This window comes from Formosa undariae (assembly GCF_042427615.1).
GTDB lineage: Bacteria > Bacteroidota > Bacteroidia > Flavobacteriales > Flavobacteriaceae > Formosa > Formosa undariae.
The window spans coordinates 108,705-121,467 of sequence record NZ_JBHMEZ010000001.1 but is presented as its reverse complement, the minus strand read 5'-3'; the positions used below and the strand labels follow the sequence as shown (position 1 = coordinate 121,467).

The following is a 12,763-nucleotide window of genomic DNA, read 5'->3' as shown; positions in this document are numbered from 1 at the left end:
ATTATGCGTAACTTTATAGTCGTTTTAATATTAGGAATTATGGTTACAGGATGTCAAAACAAAACTGATAAATCAATTGAAAAAGAAGTAGAAGTGCCTTTCGAATGGGATGCGGCTACAATCTATTTTATGTTAGTCGACCGTTTTAATAATGGAGACACTTCTAACGATGAGAATTTTGATAGGGATAAGGAAACTGGTATTTTAAGAGGCTTTGAAGGTGGAGATATTAAAGGGGTAACACAAAAAGTAGAATCTGGTTATTTTACTAATTTAGGTGTAAATGCCATCTGGATGACGCCGATTGTTGAACAAATTCATGGTGGAACAGATGAAGGTACTGGGCTCTCTTATGGTTTTCATGGATATTGGACTAAGGATTGGACGAATTTAGATCCGGATTTTGGAACAAGAGACGATTTAAAAAAATTAGTAGAAGCTGCTCATAAAAGAGGGATTCGTATTGTTTTAGATGCTGTTATTAATCATAGAGGTCCTGTGACAGATCAAGATCCTGTTTGGCCACAAAGTTGGGTAAGAACAGGTCCTTCTTGCGATTATCATGATTTTGATAGCACGGTAAGTTGTACTTTGGTAGAGAATTTACCAGATATTAGAACAGAGAGTAATGAGGCTGTAGAACTGCCTCCGCAATTAATCGAAAAATGGAAAACGGAAGGCCGATATGAGAAAGAAGTAGCGGAATTAGATGCCTTTTTTGAAAGCACAGGATACCCAAGAGCACCTCGTTTTTATATCATGAAATGGCTGGCAGATTATATTACAGAATTCGGAATTGATGGGTATCGTGTAGATACCGTTAAGCATACGGAACCTTATGTATGGCAAGAATTTAGAAGCGTTGTAGATACTGCTTTTGCTCAGTATAAAATGGAAAATCCCGAAAAAGTCTTAGATGACAACGGATTCTACCTTGTAGGGGAAGTGTATAATTATGCAATTAGTAATGAAAAAGCGTTTGATTTTGGCGACCGTAAAGTCAATTATTTCGATAAAGCATTCAACCAATTAATCAATTTTGAATTTAAGTGGAATGCCGAACAAATGGACTACGAATCTATGTTTACTAAATACGATAGTATTCTTCATAATGATTTAATAGGCTATAGTGTGCTTAATTATTTAAGCTCGCACGACGATGGGCAGCCATTCGATCCTATGCGTGTAAAACCTTTCGAAACGGCTACAAAATTGTTGCTAACTCAAGGTGCTGCACAAATTTATTATGGCGATGAGTCGGCTAGAATACTCCATGCCGAAGGTGCTATTGGAGATGCTAATTTACGGACGTTTATGAATTGGGACGATATAAAATCTAATCCAAAAACACAAGCAGTTTTAGCACATTGGCAACGTCTTGGTCAGTTTAGAGCAAACCATCCAGCGGTTGGGGCAGGAAGACATCAAATGATTTCTGAAGCGCCTTATGTGTTTTCTCGAGTTTATAAAAAAGACGATTTTGAAGATAGAGTGATTATTGGTTTAAATCTTGAAAAAGGAAAAAAAATAATACCTGTTGGAGGCGTTTTTCCTGAACGCTTGAGTGTTCATGATGCCTATTCTAATACCGATGTTACTGTCGAAAATGGAAATGTTATTCTGAACAATGACTATGATATAGTGTTGTTAGAAGCAACTAAGGCGTCTAAATAATAATTAGAAGTAATACTATTTTTAACAGAATCAGAAATTGATTTTCTATGGTGAATACATAATTAAAGGCAATTCACTTATAATTTAAGAATAAAACCTATCCCAATCACGTAAATTGATTGCGATAGGTTTTATTCATTTTTATATTGTAGTTCTAAATCGTATTTTAAGTAAAAATTGTGTGATTATTAACAAGCGATATTTTTATGGGCACTAGGAATTAATCATATTTGTATGTAAGATTGAGTGCGTTAATGAGTCTAATACAGATATCATATAACCATCAGTGTTATTTTTTAATACAAATTTAAAGAAAGGGAATAGTATGCTTACATGGAAAAATATAATGGATTTTGCCGTGAATGGCAATCCAATACCAGATCGTCGTGTAGAGAAATCTGACGAAGAATGGAAAGAATTATTAACACCTCACCAATTTAGAATTGCAAGATTAAAAGGGACCGAAGCGCCACATTCCGGAGCGCTTTGTAGTGCACACGAAGCAGGTAAATATGGTTGTGTGTGTTGCGGTACGTTGTTGTTCGATTCTACCATAAAATTCGATTCAAGATCAGGTTGGCCAAGTTTTACACAGCCTATAGAAGAGAACGCAATTAAGTACGAAAAAGATACGGCTATGGGAATGGTTCGTGTAGAAGTGATGTGCAATACATGCGATTCGCATTTAGGACATGTGTTTCCTGATGGCCCAGAACCAAGTGGATTGCGTTACTGCGTAAATTCAGAATCAATTACGCTAGAGAAAGGAGAAAGCAATGAGTAATACAAAAGAAATTATCACGCTTGGAGGCGGTTGTTTCTGGTGTGTAGAAGCTGTTTTTCAGCAAATAAAAGGTGTCGAAAAAGTGATTTCAGGATATACTGGAGGAACAGTTCCAGGAACACCAACATATCGTGAAATATGTTCGGGATTAACCGGACATGCCGAAGTTATTCAAATTACATACGATGCGAACGTGATTTCGTTACAAGATATTTTAATCATCTTTTTTACAAGTCACGATCCGACCACTTTAAATCGTCAAGGTGCCGATCGCGGTACACAATACCGTTCTGTGATTTATTATCAGAATGAAAGAGAGAGAGTAGTAGCCGAAGCGGTTGTTGAGAGTATTCAGCAGTATTTTGATGATAAAATTGTGACAGAAATCAGTGCGTTAGGACCGTTTTTTGAAGCTGAAACTGAACATCAAGACTATTACGAAAATAATAAAACACAAGGGTATTGCTCTGCGGTAATTAGTCCGAAATTGGCTAAGTTAAGACAGATGCATGCCGATAAACTTAAATAATTACCCCTATTGAAAACCTTTAAATCACATATAAAAGACACGTTTACTAGCGAACTTCCTGCCGATCCGATTTTAGAAAATTCTAGGCGTCAGGTTAGCGAAGCTTGTTTCTCCTATGTTACGCCCAAGCAAACTGCAAAACCGGAATTAATTCATGTGTCTCCAGAATTATTAGAAACGTTAGGAATTACGGAAGCTGAAAGTAAATCGGAAGAATTTTTAAAGGTATTTACAGGGAATCAGGTTTTGGAACACACCAAGCCATTTGCCATGTGTTATGGCGGACATCAATTCGGGAATTGGGCAGGACAATTAGGAGATGGTCGTGCTATAAATTTAACCGAAATTGATTACAATAATCAGCGTTGGGCATTGCAGCTTAAAGGTGCAGGACCCACGCCATATTCTAGAACTGCCGATGGTTTGGCGGTTTTAAGATCGTCTGTACGTGAGTATTTATGTAGCGAAGCGATGTTTCATTTGGGAGTGCCTACAACGCGAGCATTGTCGTTAGCGGTTACAGGAGATCAAGTGTTACGGGATGTTATGTATAACGGAAATCCGGAATACGAAGAAGGTGCAGTAGTGTGTCGTGTGGCTCCAAGTTTCTTGCGTTTTGGAAGCTTTGAACTTTTAGCGTCTCGAGAAGATGCTAAAACGCTTAAAACGCTTACAGATTATACGATAAAACATTTTTATCCAGAATTTGGAGCACCATCAAAAGAAACGTATTTAGCCTTTTTTAAGGAAGTTTCTGAACGTACGCTTAAAATGATTGTTGATTGGCAACGTGTGGGTTTTGTGCATGGTGTAATGAATACCGATAATTTATCGATCTTAGGATTAACTATAGATTACGGGCCTTACGGTTGGTTAGAAGGTTTCGATTATGGTTGGACACCAAATACAACAGATAGACAACATAAACGCTATCGCTACGGAAATCAGCCTAATATTGGGCTTTGGAATTTATATCAATTAGCAAATGCTTTGTATCCTTTAATTGAAGATGTCGATGCGTTACAAGCTGTTTTAGATGAATACAAAACGAATTTTGAAACACAGTCTTTACAGATGATGCGTTCAAAATTAGGACTTTTTGAAGCTGATAAATCGGACTTAAAACTCATTCAGGATTTGGAAGATGCGTTGCAAATGCTAGAAACAGATATGACGATTGCGTTTAGAAATCTTTCACAATTTGAAAAGGAAAATCCTTCAAATGGATTACAACTCATTGAAGATGCTTTTTATAATCCAGGTGCTATGACTTCAGAAATTGAAGAGGTTTGGAAGAATTGGTTTAAAACGTACTCAGAGCGATTACAAAAAGAAGCATTGTCTGATGCAGAACGTGCTTCAAAAATGAATGGTGTCAACCCGAAATATGTCCTTAGAAATTATATGTCGCAATTGGCTATAGATGATGCTGAAAAAGGAGATTATGCATTGGTGGATGAATTATTCAATCTATTAAAAAATCCATACGACGAGCAACCGGAATTTCAAAAATGGTTTGCAAAACGACCAGAATGGGCACGGAATAAAGTGGGCTGTTCGATGTTGTCTTGTAGTTCGTAAAATGAATTTTTTATGATGCTTTACTATTTTTTCTATTAATCCGAGTTAAATGATTTAATTCATCTTTTAAGGTTTTAATTTCAGCTTAAATTTAGGTTTCCACTGTTTTTACGACCAAAAATTTATGGGATTAAAAATAGAAGATAGAATTGCATTTGGTGGTGGGTGCCATTGGTGCACAGAAGCTGTGTTTCAATCCTTAAAAGGCGTAAGTCTTGTGGAGCAAGGTTATATTGCTTCAACCGGCGATGCTGCTTCGTTTTCTGAAGCGGTTATTGTTCATTTTAATTCCTTAGAAATTTCAGAAGCTGTACTTCTAGAAATTCATTTACATACACATAAAAGTACTTCAAATCATAGTCGTCGTGAAACATATCGGTCGGCTGTTTATGTGTTTTCTGAAGATCAAAATGCTAGATTTTCAAATCTTTTAAATGGCTTTCAAAAAGACTTTAATTATAGTTTAATTACCAAGGTGTATCCGTTTCAAGAATTTAAATCTTCTCGAGATGCCATAAAAAATTACTATCTTCAGAATCCTAAAAAACCATTTTGCCAACTTTATATAGTGCCTAAATTGACTCTTTTATTAGAGCGTTATGCGGTCTATGTAAACGAATCGTCAAAAAGTAACTAATATTATTAATTCAATAATAAATCAAAGTATGAAAAGTCAGAAACTTGAAATAGAAAATGATAAAGGTGTAAAACTTCAGGCCTATTTAGAATTACCCGCGAATCAGAATCCGAATTATTTTGCCGTATTTGCACATTGTTTTACGTGTACGAGTACGTTGTCTGCGGTTAAAAACATAAGTCGCTCGTTAACCAATCATGATTTCGGTGTGTTGCGTTTCGATTTTACAGGATTAGGTAGGAGTGAAGGCGAGTTTTCTGATAGTCATTTTTCATCTAACGTATCCGATTTATTGGCGGTAAGTAAATATTTAGAAGCACATTTTAAAGCGCCGTCTTTATTGGTAGGGCATTCGCTTGGTGGTGCAGCGGTTATAGTGGCGTCTTCTCTATTAGACTCTGTGAAAGCCGTGGCAACTGTTGGTGCTCCTGCAACTGTAGAACATGTGACGCATTTGTTTTCGCATGGGTTTGATGATGTCGAAGAAAAAGGTGATGTCGAGGTTAATATCGGTGGGCGGCCTTTTAATATAAATAAGGAATTTATAGACGATTTTAGTAAAACGGATTTACCAGAAATTACTAAAAACCTAAGAAAGCCATTACTTATTATGCATGCCCCTTTCGATAGTGTAGTGCCTATTGAAAATGCAGAACGCTTGTATAAAACAGCCCATCATCCTAAAAGTTTTGTGAGTTTAGATCAAGCCGACCATTTATTGTCAGATTCTAGAGATAGTGAATATGTGGGTAATATGATTGGAACTTGGGTACAACGTTATTTCGAGGCTAAAGACAGTGTGATTTTAGATACCAGCGGGGAGCAATTGGTTGCGCACTTAAATCTTTTAGAAGATAATTTTACCACTAATATCCAGACTAAAAAACATACGCTAATTGCCGATGAACCTGAAAGTGTTGGTGGAGATGATTTCGGACCATCGCCATACGAATATTTAAATGCGGCTTTAGCAGCTTGTACTGCGATGACATTGAAATTATATGCGCAACGTAAAAAATGGGACTTACAAGAAGTGTTTGTGTATATCACATATTCGAAAAAACATAGCGACGATCTTAATTTAGATTTAGAGAAGCCTGCACAAATAGATCACTTAAAGAAGACTTTAAAATTCGTTGGAAATCTAGACGATAAACAGAAAGCACGTTTAAAAGAAATAGCGTCTAAATGTCCGGTGCATAAAACACTAATTACAGATACAATTATCGAAACAGAAGTGCTATAAATCTGATTTGGATACTATAAACAACTTTTTTTAGACATTAAAATCTAATACAAGAACGCTTCTATATTCTAATTCTAGTTTAGTAATTTAGACAAAAATTATAATTGCTATGTCAAAACAAACCCAAATCGGATTAGGACTAGCGGCTATTGGTCGCCCGGAATACATCAACATTAAAAAAGAAGAAATATCGCAATCGGAAGCGGTGTTTAAAGCAAATGCGATGCATGTTTTAGACGATGCATATCGGTTTGGAGTTCGGTATTTCGATGTCGCTCCATCTTACGGAAAAGGCGAGCAGTTTTTAATTGATTGGCATAAGTTAAGACAGTATCCCGATGTGAATTTAAGTACCAAATGGGGCTATACGTACATGGCGAATTGGGAGTTGGGATACAGTGGTAAACATGAAATAAAAGAGCATTCACTTTCAAAACTGCAGGAACAATGGGAAGTGTCTCAAGTGCTTTTACCAGAGTTGAAAATATATCAAGTCCATTCAGCAACTTTAGACAGTGGTATTTTTACGAATACAGAGGCGCTTCAGGAATTATATGAAATTAAAAAGAAAACAGGTATGCAGATTGGCGTATCTACAAGTGGCGCAAATCAGGTAGAAATTATAGAAACGGCTTTAAAAGTTCAGGTAGAAGGCGAGTCGTTGTTTACTAGTTTTCAAGTCACTTATAATATATTCGAACAATCAACATTTAAAATATTAAATCAATTATTAGGCGATAATAAGACCGTCATTATTAAAGAAGCGTTGGCGAATGGCCGTGTGTTCGAGAATGGTGATTTTCCGAATTATTCGGATGCCTATACGTATTTTAATCTCCTTGCAAAACAATATAATGTAGGTATAGATGCTATTGCCATTCGGTTTATAATAGATAGTCTAGAGCCTCAAGTGGTGTTAAGCGGGGCATTAACAAGTATACAACTTCAAGACAATTTAAAAGCATTGTCATTTCGGTTAACCGAAGCAGAACGTCATCAACTTCAAATATTTGCAACAGAATCAGAATCGTATTGGGTAGAACGAAGTGCTTTGGCTTGGCGATAAACGTATTTCAATTTTAATCCCGTTAATTTTAAAACGAATAGAGTTAATTAGAGCTCTGCTATCAACCTAACTTTGTAGTATTAAGTTTAACCATTAAACAATTTAAAACTATGAACAATTCAGGAAATACAATTTTAGGTATTATAGCAGGAACCGCTTTAGGAGCAGCAATGGGAATATTATTTGCTCCTGAAAAAGGTAGTAAAACTCGTAAAATAATTTCTAAAGAAGCAGAACTTAGAAAAAATAAAATAGCAGAACAAGCTACAGAATTTGCAGATACAGTGGCTAAGAAAGTCAATGTTAAAAAAGGAACTTTAGAAGAACAAATCGAAAGTATTCTTGCAGATTCAAGTCATAAGTCTGATGAGGTAATCGATGCTTTAGAAAAGAAATTAGAAGTATTAAAAACGAAAAATAGGCATTTTAGAAAAGACGTTAAAACTAACGGATCTTCTAAAACGACTGCTACAGTTTAATTATAACTTTTAATTTTTTAGATATGACTATTTTTGAAGCGATACGACACGATCATGATATTCAGCGTGAATTACTCGATAAATTAGTACAGTCTTCGGGCGATACTAAAAATAGAGACGAGTTGTTTAAAGCGGTGCGAAAAGAACTGGAAGTACATGCAAATGCAGAGGAGCGCCACTTTTATAAACCTTTAATTTCTACAGATATGATGCAAGAGCATTCCAGACATGGTATTGCCGAACATCATGAAATCGATGAGTTAATCGAAGAACTTGAAGACACGGAATACGATTCGTCGGCTTGGCTTAAAATAGCTAAAAAATTAAAACATAAAGTAGAACATCATTTGGAGGACGAAGAGCATACGTTTTTTCAATTGGCAGGGAAAACCTTGTCGGAAAAACAGAAAACGGAGTTGGCTTCAGATTATGAAACATACATGAAAAAGAATAGGTGATTTCAGGTTGGTTAGTAACTTATTCTAACACCAAATCGGTATTGATTTACTCGATTTGGTGTTTTTTTGTGTTTAAAAAATAAATGGTTTACGACATTAGTAATGTATATAGTTATTCACTAAATGAAATTTAAAGATCTGTATGACTTGTTGTTAAAAACGGTTAAAAAGGTTAATTATAATACAAAATGATGATTCTGAAATAAGAAAAAGTATTCTTTTGTGTCAAATAATTAAACAATCAACATGATGAAAAAAATTTTACTATTCACTTTAATTTCAGTTTTAGGGTATACACATGTAAGTGCACAAGACATTCTGTTTGGAGCAAAAGCTGGACTTAATTTTGCTTCCGTATTTGGCGATAATACCGACGATTATGAGACCGTAACGGCATTTAACTATGGTGTTATGGCCGAAATTCCGATTTCAGATTCTTTTTCTTTTCAACCTGAAGTGTTGTATTCCGGTCAAGGGTATAGCTTTGGCGACAATACTGTAGCTTTAAATTATTTGAATGTGCCGTTACTGGCGAAATATTATGTTGTTAAAGGTTTTAGTTTAGAGGCAGGTCCGCAAGTAGGATTCTTGCTTAATACTAATGATGACGGTTTGGGGATAGAAGACGATTTTGATACCGTAGATTTTGGTATTAATTTAGGTCTAGGTTACAAACTGGATAACGGTCTTAATTTTAGCGCACGATACAATATTGGATTAACCGATATAGATGACATTGAAGGATTTAGTGGAACAAATAAAAATGGCGTTTTTCAAGTTTCAATTGGGTACTTCTTTTTCTAAAATACAATATATTTTTTGTCTTAAAACTCAAGTTAATCGCTTGAGTTTTTTTGTTTAAAGACCTTACGTATTATTAAATTTGAAGGCTAGAGTCGCATCAAAAGTTTTTCATTTCTCATAAAAACAGATTAAAGTGATACTTTCAAAAATCATTTTAATAATTTTGAATTTCATAAACCCTATTTTGTATGAAGTCAGCAAACGAGTTATTAGAGCTTTTGGATTTAAAAACGATAGACCCTTCTCATTTCGAGGGAATCAGTAAAACGATAGGGAGTCCACATGTTTTTGGAGGTCAAGTACTGGCTCAATCTGTTAATGCGGCTTATAAAACAATAACAAACGGACGCATTTTACATTCGCTTCATGCTTATTTTCTAGAAGCAGGAGATTTAAATGTACCGATAGTTTTTGAGGTAAATGAGGTTCGAGATGGCGGTAGTTTTTCTACGCGTCGTGTGTTAGCGAGCCAGAATGGGAAAGCAATTTTTATTTTAGCAGCCTCTTTTCATAAAGAAGAAGAAGGTCCCGATCATCAAATAGAGATGAATACGAGCCTAAAACAACCTGAAGCGTTGCTAAGCTGGACAGAAATGTTAGCTAGATATGGCAGTGTTTTACCAAAGATTACCAAGCATTTTTTAGAAATAGAGCGCCCTATAGAGTTTAAACCTGTGGAGGTAATCAATCCGTTAAAACAGGAAAATTTACCACCCTATTCTAATATTTGGTTCAAGCTTAAAACCCCACTTCAGAATGCCGATTTGGCAACGAAACAACAAATATTAACCTATATTTCCGATTATAATATATTAGCGGCTGCCTTATTACCGCATGCGAGTAAAGCTCATTTTGGAAACACCCAAATGGCAAGTTTAGACCATTCGATGTGGTTTTTTAGGGATTTCGATTACGACGACTGGATGTTGTATTCTATAGAAACTCCAAATGCAACGCGTGCACGTGGTTTTGCTAAAGGAAATATTTTTTCTAGAGACGGAAAACTTATTGCTTGTGTGGCCCAAGAAGGTTTAATGCGACCAATGGTTAAAAAATCTGAGTAGTAAATGAAATCCAATTGTTTAGTTATGGGACATCGCGGAGCCAAAGCCTATATCGCAGAGAACACATTGGAATCCATCCAAAAAGCATTAGATTTTAATGTCGATGGAATAGAGATCGATGTGCACTGTTGTGCGACTGGGGAATTGGTGGTGTTTCATGATTTTACTTTAGATCGGATGACTAATGGTGAAGGTGAATTAGCGAAACATTCACTTTTAGAATTAAAGACATTAAAAGTCGATGGTAAATATGCTATCCCAACTTTAGATGAGGTTTTAAATCTTATAGATGGAAAATGCATTTTAAATATTGAATTAAAAGGAAAATCTACAGCAGCAGCAACATGTAAAATCATTCAATATTATATTGAAAATAGCGGTTGGCAGTATTCCGATTTTTTGGTGTCTAGTTTTCAGCATCATGAATTAGAGGCTGTTTTTAAAATAGATAAAAAAGTACCAATAGGCGTGTTAACTAAGGCAAATGTAGTTGAAGCTATAGAGTTTGCAGAAACGGTAAAGGCAAAGGCTATTCATCCAGGTTCTGCAATTGTAACTCGCGACAATGTTAAGCTTGCTCAGAGTAAAGGATATGCAGTAAATGTGTGGACGGTTAACGATGAAGCGACTATTAATCGAATGAAAGATTATGGTGTAAATGCCATTATTTCTGATAATCCAGATCTTGTATGAAAGAGTATAATGTGATTGTCGTAGGAGGAGGAGCTGCAGGGTTCTTTGCCGCGATAAATATTGCAGAACAAAATCCGCAATTTAAAGTGGTCATTTTAGAACGTGGAAAAGATGTTCTAGGAAAGGTTAAAGTATCTGGTGGCGGGCGCTGTAATGTGACGCATGCCGAGTTTGTTCCGCAGGAATTAGTGAAGTATTATCCAAGAGGAGAAAAGGAATTACTAGGGCCATTTCATCAGTTTATGACGGGTGATACCATGGCTTGGTTTGAAGAACGTGGCGTAGAATTAAAAATTGAAGACGATGGGAGAATGTTCCCTGCTTCCGATTCTTCGCAAACAATAATCGATTGCTTTCTTTTTGAAGCTAAAAAACATAAGGTTGATTTTTTAACCAATCAGAGTGTAAAAACAATTTCAAAAATTGAAAATGCTTGGGAAATTGAAACCAACCATGATCATTTTAAAGCGGAACAACTGCTAGTAGCTACAGGAAGCAGTCCGAAAATCTGGAACCTTTTAGAAAGTTTAGGACATACCATTTCTCAGCCCGTACCGTCTTTATTTACCTTCAATATAAAAGATAATCGTCTAAAAGATATTCCTGGTGTCGTAGCTCAGAATGTTGAGGTTAAAGTTTTAGGGACAGATTTATATTCTGAAGGACCTTTGCTAGTGACGCATTGGGGTTTGAGTGCGCCAGCGATTTTAAAGTTATCGGCTTTTGGAGCATTAGAATTGGCAAAACGTGATTATAAATTTGATGTAGAAGTTAATTTTGTAAAGCAATCTACTGTAGCTGTTTTGGACCATTTAAAACAAGTAAAATTAGATTCGGCTAAGAAAACGGTGTTTAAATTTCCGCAATTCGATTTGCCAAAACGCTTATGGCAACAATTGGTTTTAGCTTCAGAAATGACCGAAGATAGCCGTTGGGGAGATATTAATAAAAATCAGTTGGAGGGTTTAGCAAATCAATTAACGCAAGCTGTTTTTAATGTTGATGGTAAAAGCACGTTTAAAGAAGAATTTGTAACTGCAGGAGGTGTTGATTTAAAGGAAATCAATTTTAAAACTTTTGAAAGTAAACTACATAAAAACCTGTATTTGGCAGGAGAAGTAATTAATATAGATGCTGTTACCGGCGGATTTAACTTTCAGAATGCCTGGACAGGAGCATATATTGTGGCTAAAGCAATTTCTAATAGGGCATGATAACATACATTGCGTTATTACGTGGAATAAATGTTTCGGGACAGAAAAAAGTACCGATGGCAGATTTGCGAACTCTAATGTGCGATTTAGGTTTCGAAAATGTGAAAACGTATATACAAAGTGGTAATGTGGTGTTTCAGACTTCAGAGGAAAATCTCTCAGAATTAGAAACCCAGATTTCAGAATCCATTTTTAAAATCTTTGGGTTTAAAGTGTCTATTTTGGTTAAAAGTCGGTCGCAATTTCAGGAGATATTTGATTCTAATCCGTTTTCAGAAGTACAAAAACCTACAAGTTATTTCACGCTTTTAAATGAAATTCCAAAACAAGACGGCGTTAAAGCGGTTTCTAAAGAAACGTATACAGATGAAAGGTTTGTAATTACAGATTCTTGTGTGTATTTCTATTCGGAACACGGCTACGGAAAGGCAAAATGCAATAACAATTTTTTCGAACGTAAATTAAAAGTTTCGGCGACCACAAGAAATTTTAAAACAATGCAGAAGTTGTTATCTTTGTGCTCAGATTTATAAT

At 35.6% G+C, this 12,763-nt stretch carries 14 protein-coding genes; all 14 read left to right on the top strand.

The window, feature by feature from the left end; genetic code table 11:
- Positions 1–3 precede the first annotated feature (3 nt).
- The 14 genes from ACFFVB_RS00560 (at position 4) to ACFFVB_RS00495 (ending at position 12,762) form a co-directional block, all read left to right on the top strand.
- Positions 4–1,674, top strand: coding sequence for an alpha-amylase family glycosyl hydrolase (locus tag ACFFVB_RS00560; protein WP_382380088.1), 1,671 nt, complete (start codon positions 4–6; stop codon positions 1,672–1,674).
- Positions 1,675–1,999: 325 nt separating this feature from the next.
- Positions 2,000–2,458, top strand: a complete 459-nt coding sequence (gene msrB, locus ACFFVB_RS00555) for a peptide-methionine (R)-S-oxide reductase MsrB (protein WP_382380086.1) — start codon at positions 2,000–2,002, stop codon at positions 2,456–2,458.
- The gene (msrA, locus tag ACFFVB_RS00550; protein WP_382380084.1) at positions 2,451–2,987 is read left to right on the top strand and encodes a peptide-methionine (S)-S-oxide reductase MsrA; all 537 of its coding nucleotides are present in this window, start codon (positions 2,451–2,453) and stop codon (positions 2,985–2,987) included. Before msrB ends, msrA begins: the two co-directional genes overlap by 8 nt.
- A gap of 9 nt (positions 2,988–2,996) precedes the next feature.
- Complete coding sequence (locus ACFFVB_RS00545; protein ID WP_382380082.1) at positions 2,997–4,568, top strand: protein adenylyltransferase SelO; 1,572 nt, start codon at positions 2,997–2,999, stop codon at positions 4,566–4,568.
- Between the two features lie 124 nt (positions 4,569–4,692).
- A complete protein-coding gene (locus ACFFVB_RS00540) occupies positions 4,693–5,205 on the top strand; it encodes a peptide-methionine (S)-S-oxide reductase (protein WP_382380080.1) in 513 nt (170 codons plus the stop codon).
- Between the two features lie 28 nt (positions 5,206–5,233).
- Positions 5,234–6,451: a bifunctional alpha/beta hydrolase/OsmC family protein gene (locus ACFFVB_RS00535; RefSeq protein ID WP_382380078.1), complete on the top strand. Its 1,218-nt coding sequence runs from the start codon at positions 5,234–5,236 to the stop codon at positions 6,449–6,451.
- 109 nt (positions 6,452–6,560) lie between these two features.
- On the top strand, positions 6,561–7,517 hold the full coding sequence (locus ACFFVB_RS00530) for an aldo/keto reductase (protein WP_382380076.1): 957 nt from the start codon (positions 6,561–6,563) through the stop codon (positions 7,515–7,517).
- A 110-nt stretch (positions 7,518–7,627) separates the two neighbouring features.
- The gene (locus ACFFVB_RS00525) at positions 7,628–7,996 is read left to right on the top strand and encodes a YtxH domain-containing protein (protein WP_382380074.1); all 369 of its coding nucleotides are present in this window, start codon (positions 7,628–7,630) and stop codon (positions 7,994–7,996) included.
- Between the two features lie 23 nt (positions 7,997–8,019).
- Positions 8,020–8,454, top strand: coding sequence for a hemerythrin domain-containing protein (locus ACFFVB_RS00520; RefSeq protein ID WP_382380072.1), 435 nt, complete (start codon positions 8,020–8,022; stop codon positions 8,452–8,454).
- 249 nt (positions 8,455–8,703) lie between these two features.
- Positions 8,704–9,258, top strand: a complete 555-nt coding sequence (locus ACFFVB_RS00515) for a porin family protein (protein ID WP_446685088.1) — start codon at positions 8,704–8,706, stop codon at positions 9,256–9,258.
- 188 nt (positions 9,259–9,446) lie between these two features.
- Positions 9,447–10,322, top strand: coding sequence for an acyl-CoA thioesterase (locus tag ACFFVB_RS00510; protein ID WP_382380068.1), 876 nt, complete (start codon positions 9,447–9,449; stop codon positions 10,320–10,322).
- A gap of 3 nt (positions 10,323–10,325) precedes the next feature.
- Positions 10,326–11,015, top strand: coding sequence for a glycerophosphodiester phosphodiesterase (locus ACFFVB_RS00505; protein WP_382380066.1), 690 nt, complete (start codon positions 10,326–10,328; stop codon positions 11,013–11,015).
- Positions 11,012–12,229 carry a BaiN/RdsA family NAD(P)/FAD-dependent oxidoreductase gene (locus ACFFVB_RS00500; protein ID WP_382380064.1) on the top strand — a complete coding sequence of 406 codons (1,218 nt, stop codon included), beginning with the start codon at positions 11,012–11,014 and terminating at the stop codon, positions 12,227–12,229. The genes ACFFVB_RS00505 and ACFFVB_RS00500 overlap by 4 nt, the downstream gene beginning before the upstream one ends.
- Positions 12,226–12,762: a DUF1697 domain-containing protein gene (locus tag ACFFVB_RS00495; protein WP_382380062.1), complete on the top strand. Its 537-nt coding sequence runs from the start codon at positions 12,226–12,228 to the stop codon at positions 12,760–12,762. Before ACFFVB_RS00500 ends, ACFFVB_RS00495 begins: the two co-directional genes overlap by 4 nt.
- Position 12,763 lies beyond the last annotated feature (1 nt).